At 47.7% G+C, this 15373-nt stretch carries 19 protein-coding genes and 1 pseudogene; 3 read left to right on the forward strand and 17 right to left on the reverse strand.

The genetic code is table 11. The features are described from left to right. Nucleotides 1-2: 2 nt before the first annotated feature. The 7 genes from NYE38_RS18160 to spoIIR form a co-directional block, all read right to left on the reverse strand. On the reverse strand, nucleotides 3-545 hold the full coding sequence (locus tag NYE38_RS18160; RefSeq protein WP_007407598.1) for a TIGR01440 family protein: 543 nt from the start codon (nucleotides 543-545) through the stop codon (nucleotides 3-5). Nucleotides 546-558: 13 nt separating this feature from the next. Beyond that, the gene (gene rpiB, locus NYE38_RS18165; RefSeq protein ID WP_003151149.1) at nucleotides 559-1008 is read right to left on the reverse strand and encodes a ribose 5-phosphate isomerase B; all 450 of its coding nucleotides are present in this window, start codon (nucleotides 1006-1008) and stop codon (nucleotides 559-561) included. A 133-nt stretch (nucleotides 1009-1141) separates the two neighbouring features. Continuing rightward, nucleotides 1142-1597 (reverse strand): low molecular weight protein arginine phosphatase, encoded by a 456-nt coding sequence (locus NYE38_RS18170; RefSeq protein WP_017418735.1) that lies wholly within the window; start codon nucleotides 1595-1597, stop codon nucleotides 1142-1144. A 73-nt stretch (nucleotides 1598-1670) separates the two neighbouring features. Further along, nucleotides 1671-2228, reverse strand: coding sequence for a manganese efflux pump MntP family protein (locus NYE38_RS18175; RefSeq protein ID WP_017418734.1), 558 nt, complete (start codon nucleotides 2226-2228; stop codon nucleotides 1671-1673). A gap of 68 nt (nucleotides 2229-2296) precedes the next feature. Then, complete coding sequence (locus tag NYE38_RS18180; protein ID WP_017418733.1) at nucleotides 2297-3337, reverse strand: L-threonylcarbamoyladenylate synthase; 1041 nt, start codon at nucleotides 3335-3337, stop codon at nucleotides 2297-2299. A 156-nt stretch (nucleotides 3338-3493) separates the two neighbouring features. After that, on the reverse strand, nucleotides 3494-3937 hold the full coding sequence (locus NYE38_RS18185) for a hypothetical protein (protein ID WP_014419105.1): 444 nt from the start codon (nucleotides 3935-3937) through the stop codon (nucleotides 3494-3496). Between the two features lie 70 nt (nucleotides 3938-4007). Continuing rightward, entirely contained in the window at nucleotides 4008-4688 is a 681-nt protein-coding gene (spoIIR, locus tag NYE38_RS18190) for a stage II sporulation protein R (protein ID WP_014419106.1), read from the reverse strand. A 160-nt stretch (nucleotides 4689-4848) separates the two neighbouring features. Between spoIIR and NYE38_RS18195 the strand changes: the two genes are divergently transcribed. Then, nucleotides 4849-5223, forward strand: a complete 375-nt coding sequence (locus NYE38_RS18195; RefSeq protein WP_003151143.1) for a UPF0715 family protein — start codon at nucleotides 4849-4851, stop codon at nucleotides 5221-5223. Here NYE38_RS18195 and NYE38_RS18200 read toward each other — a convergent pair. From NYE38_RS18200 to prfA, 3 genes are all read right to left on the reverse strand, one after another. Further along, nucleotides 5210-5488 carry a DUF5316 family protein gene (locus NYE38_RS18200; RefSeq protein WP_025649375.1) on the reverse strand — a complete coding sequence of 93 codons (279 nt, stop codon included), beginning with the start codon at nucleotides 5486-5488 and terminating at the stop codon, nucleotides 5210-5212. The genes NYE38_RS18195 and NYE38_RS18200 overlap by 14 nt on opposite strands. Nucleotides 5489-5558: 70 nt before the next feature. Continuing rightward, nucleotides 5559-6419, reverse strand: a complete 861-nt coding sequence (gene prmC, locus NYE38_RS18205; protein ID WP_015240760.1) for a peptide chain release factor N(5)-glutamine methyltransferase — start codon at nucleotides 6417-6419, stop codon at nucleotides 5559-5561. 1 nt (nucleotide 6420) lies between these two features. Next, complete coding sequence (gene prfA / locus NYE38_RS18210; protein WP_003151139.1) at nucleotides 6421-7491, reverse strand: peptide chain release factor 1; 1071 nt, start codon at nucleotides 7489-7491, stop codon at nucleotides 6421-6423. A gap of 111 nt (nucleotides 7492-7602) precedes the next feature. Here prfA and NYE38_RS18215 point away from each other — a divergent pair, with 111 nt between their 5' ends. After that, nucleotides 7603-7986, forward strand: coding sequence for a VOC family protein (locus NYE38_RS18215; protein ID WP_007614387.1), 384 nt, complete (start codon nucleotides 7603-7605; stop codon nucleotides 7984-7986). A 110-nt stretch (nucleotides 7987-8096) separates the two neighbouring features. Continuing rightward, on the forward strand, nucleotides 8097-8660 hold the full coding sequence (racA, locus tag NYE38_RS18220) for a chromosome-anchoring protein RacA (protein ID WP_025649378.1): 564 nt from the start codon (nucleotides 8097-8099) through the stop codon (nucleotides 8658-8660). 33 nt (nucleotides 8661-8693) lie between these two features. Here the strand turns inward: racA and NYE38_RS18225 are convergent, their stop codons facing one another. The 7 genes and pseudogenes from NYE38_RS18225 to glpX all read right to left on the reverse strand — a co-directional run bounded on the left by NYE38_RS18225 (nucleotide 8694) and on the right by glpX (nucleotide 15367). Continuing rightward, nucleotides 8694-9650, reverse strand: a complete 957-nt coding sequence (locus NYE38_RS18225; RefSeq protein ID WP_065180298.1) for an AEC family transporter — start codon at nucleotides 9648-9650, stop codon at nucleotides 8694-8696. 86 nt (nucleotides 9651-9736) lie between these two features. Then, nucleotides 9737-11434 (reverse strand): oxaloacetate-decarboxylating malate dehydrogenase, encoded by a 1698-nt coding sequence (malS, locus tag NYE38_RS18230; protein ID WP_048367753.1) that lies wholly within the window; start codon nucleotides 11432-11434, stop codon nucleotides 9737-9739. A gap of 276 nt (nucleotides 11435-11710) precedes the next feature. Next, nucleotides 11711-12301 (reverse strand): thymidine kinase, encoded by a 591-nt coding sequence (locus tag NYE38_RS18235; RefSeq protein WP_014306007.1) that lies wholly within the window; start codon nucleotides 12299-12301, stop codon nucleotides 11711-11713. An 84-nt stretch (nucleotides 12302-12385) separates the two neighbouring features. Continuing rightward, on the reverse strand, nucleotides 12386-12586 hold the full coding sequence (gene rpmE, locus NYE38_RS18240; RefSeq protein WP_003151132.1) for a 50S ribosomal protein L31: 201 nt from the start codon (nucleotides 12584-12586) through the stop codon (nucleotides 12386-12388). 122 nt (nucleotides 12587-12708) lie between these two features. Further along, entirely contained in the window at nucleotides 12709-13995 is a 1287-nt protein-coding gene (gene rho, locus NYE38_RS18245; RefSeq protein WP_003151107.1) for a transcription termination factor Rho, read from the reverse strand. A gap of 99 nt (nucleotides 13996-14094) precedes the next feature. Further along, a pseudogene (locus tag NYE38_RS18250) lies at nucleotides 14095-14200 on the reverse strand (hypothetical protein); the annotation flags it as partial. 201 nt (nucleotides 14201-14401) lie between these two features. After that, nucleotides 14402-15367, reverse strand: a complete 966-nt coding sequence (glpX, locus tag NYE38_RS18255) for a class II fructose-bisphosphatase (RefSeq protein ID WP_003151105.1) — start codon at nucleotides 15365-15367, stop codon at nucleotides 14402-14404. Nucleotides 15368-15373: the final 6 nt, after the last annotated feature.

Consider the following 15373-nt stretch of genomic DNA (forward strand, 5'->3'; position numbering starts at 1 on the left):
CATCATTCGCATTCATAAACGGCGCGAATTCCGCCTATCAGCTTCGGCCTTGTCCGGGCCATCGTCACATGTGCTTCTCCAAGCTCACGGCTTGATATCCGGACAGGGACGGCAACGGGTTTCAGATGCATGCCGATGAACGTATCACCGATGTCAATCCCGGCGTCAGCCTGAATCGATTCAGCGAGCACGGGAGAACGCATCTGCCGGTATGCATAAGAGGCCATCGCTCCGCCCGCTTTCGGGACGGGGACGGCTGAAACAATGGGGAGCCTGAACCGCTCGGCCGTTTCCGCTTCAATGACAAGCGCCCTGTTTAAATGCTCGCAGCATTGAAAAGCAAGATGCACACCCGTTTTTTCCTTAAACCGGTTAAGTCCGCCGTATATCAATTCAGCCCAATCCCCGCTTCCGGCGGTGCCGATCCGGCTTCCGGCGGCTTCACTTGTACTGCACCCGATCACCAGCAGACTGCCGTCCGTCAGTCCTGCCTGCTCTTGAAACTCAGTCAGCATGTCCGTCCATTTTTGCTTCATCTCTTCCATTGTCCAGCACCTCTTACAGATTTTTTTCTTCGTAATCTGCGATTTTGCCGATCCGCCGTTCGTGGCGGCCGCCCGTAAATTCAGTCGTCAGCCAGACTTTTGCGATTTCGCGCGCCAGCCCCGGGCCGATGACGCGTTCGCCCATCGCAAGAACATTCGTGTCATTGTGTTCACGCGTCGCTTTTGCGCTGAAGGTGTCATGGGCAAGCGCACAGCGTATGCCCTTTACCTTATTTGCGGAGATGCTCATGCCGATGCCTGTGCCGCAAATTAAAATTCCCCTGTCAGCTTCGCCGTTCACCACTTTTTCCGCTACCGGAAAAGCGTAGTCTGAATAATCGACAGAGCCGGCGCCGCATTCACAGCCCATATCAATGTATTCAATCTGCAATTCATCCAAAAGACTTTTTATTTCTTCGCGGATATGGACGCCGCCGTGATCTGACGCAATAGCTACTTTCATTCATTTACCTCCTAGGTGTGGCTGGGCGAAGACAGCCCAGTGTGCTTGTCCTTTTTATTACGAAATCCGTTGATTTCATTCTACTCTTTCACATTCGTTTTGCAAATGACCTGTTTGCAGATTTTCTGACAGATTACTTGCTTTTTCTGTCAAGCAATTGATCAGCCAAAAGGGTCAGCAGCTCCTCCAGTTCGTCCCGCGTCTGTTTATAAACATCAAGCGGACCGCCGAACGGGTCAGAGATATCGCCGTTTTCCCCCGTTACGTATTCTTTAATGGTAAAGACTTTGCCCTGACTGTTTTGATATCGGCCTTCAATCAGCTGTTTGTGCTGTTCAGTCATCGCCAGCACCAGATCAGCCGTCTCGATATGTTCTTCCGATAGGGGAGATGAACTGTGATTGAGAGCGATCCGTTTTTCAAACAGCGCTTCTACGGCATGGGCCGACGCTTTTCCGTGCGGAGACGCGAATACGCCGGCCGAGCTTACGCTGACATCCAGCCCTTTCGTTTCTGCAATGGATTTAAAAAGAGCCTCAGCCATAGGACTGCGGCACGTATTGCCTGTACATACAAAGATTATTTTCATGTCCGTCACCTCTTACTGCCTATTATAAATGAAGAAAAAAGAAACGGCATCTTCGTTTCTTTTTTTACGTATCTTATATCGGTAAAAGCAGTTTCAGCCCGAATCCGATCAAAATGGCTCCGCCAAGCGCTTCGCTGTAGGAGCCGAGCCACGACTGCACCTTTCTTCCAGCCAAAAGGCCCGCCCATGTTAAAACGGTGCTGAAGACACCGAACAGCGTAACGGCCAGAAACGGATTGGAGCCGTTCATCCCGAGACTGAGCCCGACAGAAAAGCTGTCCAGACTGACGCCGACCGCAAACAGCAACAGTCCCGAGCCTGCCGGAGATATGAGCGGCCCGTCTGATTGTTTAAACGCGGCAATGATCATCTGCACCCCTAAAATGAAGAGAAGAGATCCGCCGATGTAAACGGCGAGCATCCCCAGAAAACCGGACAGCAGATGCCCGGCCGCCATTCCCGTAAGCGGCATCATGACATGAAACAGCCCGATGACAACCCCTATATGAAAAATCTGTTTTTTCTTCAGCTGAATCATTCCCATCCCGAGCCCGACGGAAAAGGCATCCGTCCCCAAAGCAAATGCCATGATGCTTAAGGAGACAAGTTCCCCGATGAATAGATTCGACATGAAATAAAAACCCCCTTGGACGTGCCCGCTTGTTTAGCTTATGCATGTCCGATAAGGGGTAGAACAAGTTAATGGATAACGGTGCCGCCTGCGGCTTTCATCAGCCTGTTCATAATGGCGAGCCCCACTCCGGTATCCGGAAAGGACTCAGAAATAATCATGTCCACTTCCGCTTCATCAAAGCTGCGGAGCGCATCGTATAAGGCGGACGCCACTGTTTCAAGGTCGGCGCGTCTGCCGCAGACCTTGATATAATCAGCCTGGTAACTATCGGCGTTCTCTTCTGTTGTCAGAATGCCGATTCGTTTCCCCCGGCTTTTATATGTGTCTGCCAGTTCTTGAATTCTCCGGGCGCCGCCGTCGGCAATAGCCATCGGCGCAGAAGGCGCGTAATGTGTATATTTCATACCCGGAGAAATAGGAACCTCATCTTCTTCGGTCAGCCCTTTATCCACAAGAACCGGACCGGCGGCGGATTCAATCTGCTCTTTTGTCACGCCGCCCGGACGAAGCAGCACGGGCTGTTTCCCCGTACAGGACAGAACGGTTGATTCCACTCCGATTCCCGTCGCGCCGCCGTCCACAATACCGGCAATGCGGCCGTTTAAATCATGAGCTACATGCTCGGCCTTCGTCGGGCTCGGTTTTCCTGATAAATTGGCGCTCGGCGCTGCGATCGGCAGTCCGGCCGAGCTGATGAGGGCTAATGCTGCCGGATGATCAGGCATTCTGACAGCTACCGTCTCAAGTCCCGCGGTGACACGGGGTGACAGCACACCGGGCTTACACGGCAAGACAAGGGTCAGCGCCCCCGGCCAGAATAGCTCCATAAGCTTTTTCGCCGTCTCAGGAATATGGCTGATAAAACGATCAAGCTGGCTGATGTGGGATATATGCACAATCAGCGGATTATCGCTCGGCCTTCCTTTCGCCTCATATATTTTCGTTACGGCTTCCGTATTTTCAGCGTTAGCGCCCAGTCCGTAAACGGTTTCTGTCGGAAAAGCCACAACCTCATTCTGCCGGAGCAATTCCGCGGCTTGTGTAATCTGGGGATCGGTTGTGGATAATTCTGCGGAACAATCCACAAACCATCTTCTTGTTTTCATGTATAACCAAACTCCTTATTTTAAAGCGGTAAAACTTTATTTTCTCTCGTGTATTCCTTTTGAAAGTATAAAAGATGTCCTTTAATAAAACAAGTGTTATCCACAAACTGTGGACAACACTTTTTAATAAGTGGATAACCTTGTGTATAAGTTAGATCAGGCAGAGGTTTTCACCATTAAAAACGAACCTTCTGTGCATAACGAATTGCGGAAATGTTCGGACGTATACAGTTCATCAGGCGCATTGGCGCACGCTTCAAATCCCATCACATTCAGAAACTCAGCGGATGAGGGCTGATTGGCGACTAAGTAGACATCTTGAATCTCATGTTTTTTGCACAGCACATCCATACTTTGAAACAGTGTAACGATATGGCTTTGATTCAGCCTGTCCGACATGACGAGTGAACGGAGAAGCCCTTTTCCGCCGCTGAATTTTTCGATCCCGAGACAGGCGGCAATCTTTTTTTCACTGTCTTCCAGCACGATAAAACGGCTGATCTGCTGATCGATTTCCGCATGTGCCGTATCAGCCTTTTTCAAAAAGGCCTCCAGCGCCTCCGTATCTTGATCTCTTGCCACTCTCAGCTGATAAAACATATATTTCCCTCCGTTTCGATCAACTCTTTCTTCCAATCTATGAATCGAATCCGGATTTATGCCTTTTGCTTCAGGAAAATAGATCTGAAATCCAATCGACGAGGAAAAACTTCACTTCCGTATCATCGTCATCTTTCTTTTCTTTCTTCGCTTTATCAGCCTTTGCTTTTACGTCATCCAGCACTTTTTTAGTCTGTTTCTGCGTTTCTTCCTGCTTCTGTCCGCCGTCTTCCTGATCTTTCACCGCTTCGCCGTTTGAGAAATCAAGGAAGCACAGCGGCGGAAACAAGACGCACCACCAGTTGGCGCCCTCGCCATTGCCGAGTGTAATTAAAATCGCTTCATATTTTCCGGCCGGATAGACCATATTGCCGTACAGCTTTGTCGGAAACGAGATTTTATTGAATTGAACTGAAACGGATTGATGCGCACCCTTTTCTTTCATCGTTTGTTTGGCGATTTCTTTAATTTCAGGAAGCTTCGAACGAATGAGCCGCCGCGCTTCTTCAATGGAAGTGATATCTTTCACCCAGTCCGTGATTTGCTTGTTTACAGCATCTCTGATCTGGCGCTTGAGCTTTTGATCCTCATCGTTATCACTGTTGGCCAAAATCCTGAGCCGGATCGCTTCATCCGGTATGACGACGGGCTCATCGGCTGATGCCCGCGCTGTTTCTTCTTTTGTCAAACCCGCAAGCGCTCCTGATAATAAAAGAAAAATATATATGCAGATCATCATCGTCTGTTTCATCGGTCCCCACCGTTCCTCTCCGTGCTTTTTTTATCTAGTCCCATTATGGACATGACGGAAAAGGTTTAAACCGGCGGGAAGAAAAAAATCTAGCAAGCTGATAATCTGCATTGACAGATTCAAAATATGGTACGATATTATTTTGATAGGAGGTTTTCAGATGAAATATAATTACACCGTGCTGCTGTCGGCGGCATGTATGTCTGTCATTTATTCTATTTTGTATGTTCATCAATTCATTATCGCGGCTTTCATTTCGATGGCGTTTTATTTTTTGTTTCCTTATTTGATTTTTGCGCTGCCGCTTCAATACTTTCTGAATAAAAAGCCGAAGAGATTTCATCCGCTGTATTTTCTTTATTATTTAGGGGTGTCATTCATTGCAAACGGGATCATCTTCGGTCTTTTGCAGCCGTCAGGCCAATCTCTGTTTTCTAATTCAGCCTTTTATATCTTTGCGGTTTTAACAGCCGTCGTCTATTGGGTATGGGATTCCGTATTGCTGCAAAGACAAAATCCGGCTACAGAAGCGTAATCAGCAGACAGCCGGCTGAAGGGAGAGCGGCGCAAAAGAAAACGGCGGCCATCTTTAAACGGGCGTGCCGTCCTTCTTCTGTTTCAGAATGATAATTGGCCCGCTGCTCCGCTCCGCTTACGGCCAACCCGGAAACGATGATCGCTGTGACGATAAGAACAGCCGTAACGGCGCCGAAAATGATGCCAAAGCCAAACGGCAGAACAAACCCCGCCGCATAAGCTGCGGCGGCGAGTATACATCCGAAGGCGAACGCTTTTTTCAAGGCGGATGCCCCTTTCATTTTCTTTCCATTGTAACAAAAGCCCGCCGTGTGCGTCACCGGCGGGCTTTTTTCATGATGTGATGACCGCGGATACGGTTCTGTCTTTTCCGTTGATGTCCTGTACGACTTCCACTTCCGCATTCGGAAAGGAATGACGGAACAGGTCTTTCACGGCTTTTCCCTGATTATATCCGATTTCAAAGACGACAAGCGCTTTATCTTTCATGACAAGAGGCAGCTCCTCCATAAACCGCTTGTAGAATTTCAAACCGTCACCGCCGTCCGTAAGAGCATGAAGCGGCTCATGGAAACGGACGATATCCGACAAATCCGCCATTTCTTCTTCAGAAATATACGGCGGATTGGAAACAATAATATCCGCTTTTTTTCCTGATGAAATAAAAGGAGTTAACAGATCTCCCTGCAAAAAGCACACGTCCGCTCCGAGGTTTTGCGCATTTCTTTCCGCCACCTGCAGCGCTTCTTTTGAAATATCCGAAGCCGATACTGAAAAATGTCCGCATTCAAGCGCAAGCGTCACCGCAATGGCTCCGCTCCCCGTACCGATATCAATGACGTTCAGGCGTTCTGCCTCGGAAAATGCCCGCTTCTGTCTGTCCAGCAAATGAAAGACGACTTCTTCCGTCTCCGGACGCGGAATGAGAACATCGTCATTCACAAAAAATTCCCTGCCGTAAAACTGTTCTTTCCCGATAATATATTGAATCGGAATACCTTCTTTATGCATCTCCACGTGCCGTCTGAATCGATAAAGCTCGTCCTCGCCGACGGGCTCCTGCAGACTTGCGAGAAGTTTGCTCCGATCCATTCCGGTATCATTTAACAGCAGCAGCTCGGCCGCGTTTTTTTCTCTTCCCGCTTCGGTTAAATAAGAAGAAGCCCAGCTTAGGGCTTCAAAAACGGTCTTCATCTTAATTTTCCGCCTGCTGGAGCTTGCTTGACTGGTCTTCTACGATTAACGCTTCAACCACTTCATCAAGCTTGCCTTCCAGGATTTGATCCAGCTTTTGAATCGTCAGGCCGATGCGGTGATCCGTCACACGGTTTTGCGGGAAATTGTATGTGCGGATACGCTCGGAACGGTCGCCTGAACCGACGGCTGATTTGCGGGTCTGATCATATTCAGCCTGAGCTTCCTGCTGGAATTTGTCATAGATTCTGGCGCGGAGCACCTTCATCGCTTTTTCTTTGTTTTTAATCTGAGATTTTTCATCCTGACAGGATACGACGACACCGGTCGGTAAATGCGTCAGGCGTACGGCCGACATCGTCGTGTTTACGCTTTGTCCGCCCGGTCCGCTTGATGCAAATGTATCGACGCGGATGTCTTTTTCGTGGATGTCCACTTCTACTTCTTCCGCTTCAGGAAGACACGCCACCGTCGCCGTGGATGTATGAATACGGCCGCCTGATTCCGTTTCCGGAACACGCTGTACGCGGTGCGCGCCATTTTCATACTTCAGCTTGGAGTATGCGCCTTTTCCCGTAATCATAAAGATGATTTCTTTGTAACCGCCCGTTCCGGTCACGTTTGCTTCCATGACTTCAGTCTTCCAGCCTTGGATTTCGGCATAACGGGAGTACATTCTGTAGAGATTTCCCGCAAACAGCGCGGCTTCTTCTCCTCCCGCTGCTCCGCGGATCTCCATGATTACGTTTTTGTCATCGTTCGGGTCTTTCGGGATGAGGAGCACTTTCAAACGCTCTGATAAGGTTTCCGTCTCTCCCTGCAGTTCGGAGATTTCTTCCTTCACCATTTCTCTCATATCGGCATCAAGCTTTTCCTCAAGCATCGCTTTCGCATCGGCAAGCTGTTCTGATGCGTCTCTGTATTGTCTATAGACTTCAACGGTTTCTTGTATATCAGATTGCTCTTTCGAATATTCTCTAAGCTTTTTCGGATCGTTGACCACTTCCGGATCACTTAAAAGCTCATTTAATTTTTCGTATCGTTGTTCAATTGACTGTAAACGGTCTAACACGGTCTTCACCTCTGTTTTCCTGTGCGTAACATTCTCATTATAGTATAGGGCTTATCGCCAGTCAAAAGCAATTCGCCTCTGTTATACTGAAGCAAAAAAGGAGGGGCGGATATGCTGAAATCCATCCACCATATAGCAATCATATGCTCTGATTATGAAAAGTCGAAAGCTTTTTACACCGAGATTCTCGGTTTCGGCATTATAAAAGAAACATACCGAAAGGATCGCGGATCTTATAAACTTGATCTGGCGCTGGACGGCGCGTACGCGATTGAATTGTTTTCCTTTCCCGATCCGCCCGAACGGCCGACCAGACCGGAAGCCGCGGGTCTCCGGCATCTCGCCTTCACCGTAAACGATCTTGAAGCAGCCGTCAGGGAGTTAAAGGAAAAGGGCGTCGGCACAGAACCGATCAGAACCGATCCGCTGACGGGGAAACGGTTTACCTTTTTCTTCGATCCCGACAAGCTTCCGCTTGAATTGTATGAAGCGTAACGTTTTTTGAAGAAATGCCGCTTTCTTTGGCGAATTCCTTCTTGTTTTGTCTAACGTGAAGGGAACGCCGCCTCATGGTCGAATACCTAGCAAAAAGGAGGTATGTGATCATGAATACAAACATGGCCGCGAAAGAGCTCGGTGTCTCCGCAAAAACGGTGCAAAGGTGGGTCAAGCAGCTGAATCTTCCGGCTGAACGGAATGAGCTCGGACATTATTCCTTTACACCTGAGGATCTTGATGTGCTGAAATCGGTCAAACGGCAAATTTCTGAAGGCACTGCCCTTCTGGACGTTCAAGTGCCCCGGCAGCCGAAAAAACGGACGGGCTTCATTTTGCAGCGTCCGAAAATCACTGGCGGCGCTGAACAAAGGTTGGCAGAGCTGGAGCGCAAACTGGATGTTCTCACGAAAGAGAAACAGGACGGGAACCATCTGCTTTCAAGAATAGAAGAGCTGGAACGCCAGCTGAAACAAAAAGCGGATGAAGGGGTCTCATATCAGCTTCTTCAGCACAGGCGGGAAATCGACGACCTCAATGCCGAATTGCAGACATTGGCCTCCCGCATCCAGGAACTTGCCCAGACAGCTCCCCTCTCAGAAACAGCCGCTTCTTCAGAACATAAGAAATCCAGAAAAAAAACCAGATTTTCACCTTTTAAATTTCAATTCTAATCAAAAAAGCTCCCTGAAACAGGGAGCTTTTTATTATGCGGTCAGCGCAATGATGATCGGCAGTGAGATCAAAGATAAAATCGCACTGATTACGAACGCAGACGCAGTTTCTTCCTCTTGTTTTTCGAAACGTGTGGCAATCATCGCCGCTACCGCAGATCCAGGGAATGCAACAAGCAATACCGCTTTTGTGATCTGGTCAGCCGGAAGTCCGACTGCAAGAGCGATCAGGTACATCAGTGCAGGCTGAACGGCAACTTTTAACAAAGCGATACCGAAAGCCGGCAGACTGAGCTTAATGTTGCGGATACCGACAGTTACACCGACGGCGAAGAGCGCAACACCTGATGTTGTGCTGCCGAGCTGTTCAAGCATTTTGTCGCCCAGCTCAGGAAGACTTACACCGAAAAGCACAAGAATGATACTGATAAGCGGTGCAGCCGCAAGCGGTTCGGAAAGACCGTGAAGAATAGACTTACCAGTCATTTTCCAGAAGTTCTCGTTTTCGCTGTCTTGTTTCTTAGATGACTCTCCGACAGTAGCGATAATGATCGCAAGCGGGTCAAGGATGGCGTTAACCACGATACCCGTAACGGCGATAGGAATCGCTACTTCGTTTGCTCCGAATAAGCTTCCGAGTACCGGAATACCCATAAATGCAAATGTCGGCTGTGCAGAGTTTAAAGAAAATACAGATGAATTCGTTAAATCATACTTGAAGATAAATTTGCAAACCAACAGAATGACGATAAAGAATCCGACAATCCCAATGATCAAAGCGATCATCAAAGGAACCTGTGATAAAAACGCACTTCTTGAAGTGGTTAAAATACTTGCGATAAAATGCGCCGGAAGCGCGTACTTCGTAACTAAGGTGCTTACCCCTTTTGCTGACTTCGCGTCATAACTTCCGAAGCGACCTGCGAACCATCCCAGCACGATCACGAAAAAGATCGGCGCCAGGAGGATTAAAATATCTAAGAAGCTCAAAATATTCTCCTCCAAATCCTTAATGTCCGTATACTTTAGCCTTTACATAAAAGCTTTCCCTCGGACTGTAAAATTAATCGTAAAAATTATTTAGCGATAACTTGTTTATATTGCGGTTTCCACATTGCATCAAGAACGGCATGTTCTACATTCTCAGGAATGCGGTTTGCCACGCCTTCTTTAATGGCAGTTTCCGCTACGGCGATCGCAACTTTAATTGAAACTTCTTGTAAGTCGCTCATGCTCGGCAGAAGGCCTGCACCCGGTGTTTCAAAATCAACGCTTTCTGCGATTGCGTCAGCAGTTGCCGCAAACATTGCAGGAGTAATCACTTTCGCTTCTACAACGATTGAACCGAGACCAAGTCCAGGGAACGCGAATGCGTTGTTAGATTGTCCGATTTCATGAGAAACGCCATTGTACTCTACATTGTCAAACGGGCTTCCTGTCGCCACAAGCACTTTGCCGTCAGTCCATTTGAATAGATCGCTAGGAACGGCTTCAGCAAGCGGTGTCGGGTTAGACATCGGCATGATGACCGGACGCTCAACGTGTTTTGCCATTTCTTTGACGATTTCTTCACTGAACGCGCCGCTTTGGCCTGATGTACCGATTAAGATTGTCGGTTTCGCTTGACGGATCACTTCAATGAAAGGAATTTGTCCGTTTTCATCGCGTTTCCAATCTTTAATTTCTTCAGCTGTGCGCAGGTACGGCTCTTGGAAATCAAGAATGTTTTCCATACCTTCAATTAACAAGCCTCTGTAGTCCATTGTGTAGAACGCTTTGTTGGCTTCTTCTTCAGAAAGACCGGCAAGCACCATAGTGTCGCGGATTTGGTCAGCGATTCCGATTCCGGCAGATCCCGCACCGAAGACAACCACACGCTGGTCTTTAATAGACGCGCCTGTTTTCTTCATAGCCGCAAGCACACCTGCAAGCGTAATCGCGCCTGTTCCTTGAATGTCGTCGTTGAATGTAAGAATTTCATGGTTGTATTTCTTCATGATATTGCGCGCGTTTTTGTTTCCAAGGTCTTCCCAGTGAAGAAGAGCTTTAGGGAAATATTTAAGCGCAGCTTTTACATAAGCGTCAATGAAAGCTTCATAACGTTCGCCTTGGATACGTTCATGGCGGTTACCGATGTATAAAGGATCGTTCAGAAGTTTTTCATTGTTCGTACCGACGTCAAGAACGACAGGAATAACACGGCTTGGGTCAATACCGGCAGCCGCTGTGTATACGGCTAATTTACCGATGGCGATGTTGATACCGCCTACACCCCAGTCACCGATTCCGAGGATGCTTTCTGAGTCTGTCGCAACGATCAAATCAATATCTCCGGCAGTGGCATGAAGGTTTTCAAATGCCTCTTCAATTCCTTCTACATTGTCGATAGAAAGGTAAATCCCTTGAGGTCTTCTGTACTCATGGCTGTATTCTTGAATCGCTTCACCGACAGTCGGTGTGTAAACAACCGGCAGCATTTCACGAAGATGGTTTTGAAGCAATTTAAAGAAAAGAACTTCGTTACGGTTTTGCAAATCATTCAAATACACGTTTTGGCGAAGGCGGTCCGGCTGAGCTTGAAACTGCTCGTATGCGCGTTTTGCCTGCTCATCAAGAGACAGAATGGTCGGAGGAAGCAGCCCGTCTAATCCAAGGCTTTTTCTTTCTTCTGCTGAAAACGCAACACCTTTATTTAAAGTAGGGATAGATAGAACTTCTTTTCCTCTTAAAGTAGTTTCTAAGTTGCCTTCCTTCGTTACTTTAATATTATTCAAGAAAATCTCCTTCTTTCTTCAAATAGTTAACAAAGTTAAGTAATTACCCATTTTGGCTAGTGTGATCGCGATCTGCTATATCTTTTTTTGACAATTATTCGAACAATGTCTCATAACTATTTACATTACTTAGTCATTTTATGCCTGTAAAAATGAAAATTCAAGAGATGAAAATTACTTAATTTTTTCATACTCTTTTTTAAGTTAATTAACTACAATTTTTGAAAAACCGTCAAAAAAACACCGGATTTTTTACCGATGTTTTCATGAAAAGGGTTATTTATCAGTCTGTTTTTTCGGCACTTCGTGGTGATGTCTGCATCTCGCTTCGTATGACTCCGACGCGCCGACTAAAATGACCGGATCATCATAGGAAGCGGGCTTCCCGTCAATCAAACGCTGCGTACGGCTTGCCGGCGACCCGCAAACGGAGCAGACCGCCTGCAGCTTCGTCACTGATTCGGCAACCGCCATCAGATTCGGCACCACACCGAACGGCTCTCCCCGGAAATCCATATCAAGTCCGGCCGCGATGACACGATAGCCTTTATCCGCAAGCAAGGATAAATCGCCGATGATTGATTCGCCGAAAAACTGCACTTCATCTACCGCGATGACGTCCGTGCTTTCACTGATATGATCCCATATTTCAGCCGAAGACGAGATGACGTGGCTTGTCATGGATGTGCCGTTGTGAGAAACGACGGCCTCCTCACTGTAGCGATTATCAATGGCAGGTTTGAACACCTTGACCTCCTGCTTCGCATATGTCGCTCTTTTCACTCTGCGGATCAGCTCTTCTGATTTCCCAGAGAACATGCTGCCGCATATCAGCTCAAGCCATCCGCTTTGCTTCATTATGTACATAGGCTATCCGCTCCCCTTTTTTTCCTGTTTATGGACATAAAAAACAGGCAAGAAGCAATTCTTGCCTGCCTGTAAAATCTATTATTACTTAAGACCGTATTTTTTGTTAAAGCGATCAACACGACCATCAGCAGAAGCGAATTTTTGACGTCCAGTGTAGAATGGGTGGCATTCAGAGCAAATCTCAACGCGTACCTCTTCTTTTACTGAGCCTGTTTCAAATTCATTTCCGCAAGCGCATTTAACTGTTGCTTTTTTGAAATTAGGATGAATTCCTGCTTTCATTGTATCCATCTCCTTCCGCCCTGAATCCCGTGTGGAAACAGAGTTATTATTCCGGAGCGAATCCGGAACGCATATGAGAGAATTATATCAGTCATTTACTGCATTTGCAAATACATTTTTTATCAGCGGCGGGCTGATGATGAAAGGTTTGCCTGCTTCCATTCTTGGTTGATCAGATCGAAGAATTCCTGATTCGTTTTTGTTTTTTTCATTTTTCTCATAAACTTCTCTGCGAAGTCCGGAGAATCAGACATCGATTTGCGGATCGCCCATAGACGGTCAAGATGCTCTTTCGGCACGAGCAGCTCTTCCTTCCGCGTGCCGGAGCGGCGGATATCGATCGCCGGGAAAATCCGTCTTTCCGCAAGAGAACGGTCAAGGTGAAGCTCCATGTTGCCCGTTCCTTTAAACTCTTCGTAGATGACGTCATCCATCCGGGAGCCCGTGTCAACGAGCGCCGTCGCCAAAATGGTCAGGCTGCCGCCCTCTTCAATGTTTCTCGCGGCACCGAAAAAGCGCTTCGGACGATGGAACGCAGCCGGGTCAATCCCGCCGGAAAGCGTACGTCCGCTTGGCGGGATAACGAGGTTGTAGGCCCGTGCCAGGCGGGTAATGCTGTCCATCAGAATGATAACGTCTTTTTTGTGTTCAACGAGACGCATCGCCCGTTCAAGCACAAGCTCCGCTACCTTAATGTGATTTTCCGGCACTTCATCGAACGTCGAGCTGACGACATCGCCCGCTACGGAACGTTCAATATCCGTTACTTCTTCCGGTCTTTCATCAATTAAGAGAACGATCAATTCAGCGTCAGGCTGATTTGTCGTAATGCTGTTAGCGATTTCTTTTAACAGCATGGTTTTACCGGCTTTCGGCGGCGCCACGATCAGACCGCGCTGGCCGAAACCGACGGGAGCCATCATATCGAGAATTCTTGTTGAGAGATAATTCGGTTTCGTCTCAAGCACCATTTGGCGGTCCGGATAAAGCGGAGTCAGCGCGGGAAAATGAACGCGCTCTTTCGCAGATTCCGGATCGTCTCCATTTACCGCTTCAACGTGCAAAAGTCCGTAATAGCGTTCGTTTTCTTTCGGCGGACGCACCTTGCCGGATACTTTGTCACCGTTTCTTAAATCAAAGCGGCGGATCTGGGAAGCAGAAATATAGATGTCTTCTGAGCTTGGCGAGTAATTAATCGGTCTGAGGAAGCCGAATCCTTCCGATTGGATGATTTCGAGCACGCCTTCCATAAACAGAAGATCCTCCTGCTCGGCGTTGGCTTTCAGGATGGCAAAGATTAATTCTTTTTTAGTCAGTTTGCTGTAGTAGGAGATTTTATAATGTCTGGCCAGTTCATATAGTTCTTTTAATTTCATATTTTCCAAAGAGGAAATAGATACGTCTTTCATAAAAACACCACGCTTTTCATAGTCAATGTATTGCTGTTTTCATTCAAATCGGCTGCTTCGCATGATTCCGCCAAAGCACATTCTTTTATAAAACGTTCAGGAACTTCTATCGGTAACACTTCCACCCATGATCGGCGCTTTTTTAAAAAAGGAATGTCTTAATGAGTTTTGAAGGAAGCGAGGACAAAAACTTGAGAAGATCAATATTTATATCGTCTGTATGCGGTAGAATTTGAAAATTTCCCAGTACTCAAAAGAAGGAATGACACAGAAAAATCGCAGCACTCTTTATTTTTACCTCATTTCAAAAAATTATTCAACTTAAATAATGCTTTGACATATAAATGATAGGGTTGACTCTTTTTTGCAAAAGAAAAGCGGGACTTTCCGTCCCGCTTTTCTCTATTTATGGCCGGATCACAAGATTTGGTTTTTTCTTCAGGCTGTGTCTTCCGTCAACGAATCGGACCGTTCCTGATTTCGCCCGGATGACCAGGCTTTCAGTCGTGCCGACGGAGCCTTTGAACTGAACGCCTTTCAGCAGCTCTCCGTCCGTGACGCCCGTTGCGGCAAAAATGGCGTCATCCCCTCTCACAAGGTCCTCCATCCGGAGAACTTTGGATACATCAAGGCCCATTCTCTCACAGCGCGCCTGCTCTTCCGCACTTTGCGGCAGAAGCCTGCCGATGATTTCGCCGCCTAGCGCTTTTAACGCAACGGCAGACAGTACGCCTTCAGGAGCCCCGCCTGAACCGAAAAGAATATCTACTCCCGTATGGTCAAAGGCCGTATTGATGGCGCCCGCGACATCACCGTCGTTGATCAGTTTGATTCTGGCGCCCGCCTCACGCAATTCAGAGATGATTTTTTCATGTCTGTCACGATTTAAAATGGTTGCCACGACATCTTCAATGTCTTTGTTTTTCGCTTTCGCAACGGCTTTTAAGTTATCAATGACAGGCGCTTCGATATCGATGCAGCCTACCGCTTCGGGACCGACCGCGATTTTTTCCATATACATATCCGGGGCGTTCAGCAGTGTTCCATGGTCGGCGACCGCGATCACCGTCAGAGCATTCCAGCCGCCGCTCGCTACGATGTTTGTGCCTTCAAGAGGATCGACGGCGACATCGACGCGCGGGCCGTATCCGTTTCCGAGCTTTTCGCCGATGTAAAGCATCGGCGCTTCATCCATCTCGCCTTCCCCGATCACGACCGTGCCTTTCATCGGCACCGTGTCAAACACGTCACGCATTGCGCTTGTCGCCGCATCATCAGCTTCATCTTTTTTCCCGCGGCCCATCCATCTGGCAGATGCTAAAGCCGCCGCTTCAGTGACTCGAACCAATTCCATCGATAAGCTTCTTTCCATTTCAAC

Source organism: Bacillus sp. EU63, from assembly GCF_038592915.1.
In the GTDB taxonomy this organism is placed as follows: domain Bacteria; phylum Bacillota; class Bacilli; order Bacillales; family Bacillaceae; genus Bacillus; species Bacillus velezensis.

Bases quoted from the DNA above. Each gene is read 5' to 3' on its own strand.
- NYE38_RS18160 (WP_007407598.1), bottom strand. From the start codon at position 545: ATGGAAGAGATGAAGCAAAAATGGACGGACATGCTGACTGAGTTTCAA.
- rpiB (WP_003151149.1), bottom strand. From the start codon at position 1,008: ATGAAAGTAGCTATTGCGTCAGATCACGGCGGCGTCCATATCCGCGAA.
- NYE38_RS18170 (WP_017418735.1), bottom strand. From the start codon at position 1,597: ATGAAAATAATCTTTGTATGTACAGGCAATACGTGCCGCAGTCCTATG.
- NYE38_RS18175 (WP_017418734.1), bottom strand. From the start codon at position 2,228: ATGTCGAATCTATTCATCGGGGAACTTGTCTCCTTAAGCATCATGGCA.
- NYE38_RS18180 (WP_017418733.1), bottom strand. From the start codon at position 3,337: ATGAAAACAAGAAGATGGTTTGTGGATTGTTCCGCAGAATTATCCACA.
- NYE38_RS18185 (WP_014419105.1), bottom strand. From the start codon at position 3,937: ATGTTTTATCAGCTGAGAGTGGCAAGAGATCAAGATACGGAGGCGCTG.
- spoIIR (WP_014419106.1), bottom strand. From the start codon at position 4,688: ATGAAACAGACGATGATGATCTGCATATATATTTTTCTTTTATTATCA.
- NYE38_RS18195 (WP_003151143.1), top strand. From the start codon at position 4,849: ATGAAATATAATTACACCGTGCTGCTGTCGGCGGCATGTATGTCTGTC.
- prmC (WP_015240760.1), bottom strand. From the start codon at position 6,419: ATGAAGACCGTTTTTGAAGCCCTAAGCTGGGCTTCTTCTTATTTAACC.
- NYE38_RS18215 (WP_007614387.1), top strand. From the start codon at position 7,603: ATGCTGAAATCCATCCACCATATAGCAATCATATGCTCTGATTATGAA.
- racA (WP_025649378.1), top strand. From the start codon at position 8,097: ATGAATACAAACATGGCCGCGAAAGAGCTCGGTGTCTCCGCAAAAACG.
- NYE38_RS18235 (WP_014306007.1), bottom strand. From the start codon at position 12,301: ATGTACATAATGAAGCAAAGCGGATGGCTTGAGCTGATATGCGGCAGC.
- rpmE (WP_003151132.1), bottom strand. From the start codon at position 12,586: ATGAAAGCAGGAATTCATCCTAATTTCAAAAAAGCAACAGTTAAATGC.
- rho (WP_003151107.1), bottom strand. From the start codon at position 13,995: ATGAAAGACGTATCTATTTCCTCTTTGGAAAATATGAAATTAAAAGAA.
- glpX (WP_003151105.1), bottom strand. From the start codon at position 15,367: ATGGAAAGAAGCTTATCGATGGAATTGGTTCGAGTCACTGAAGCGGCG.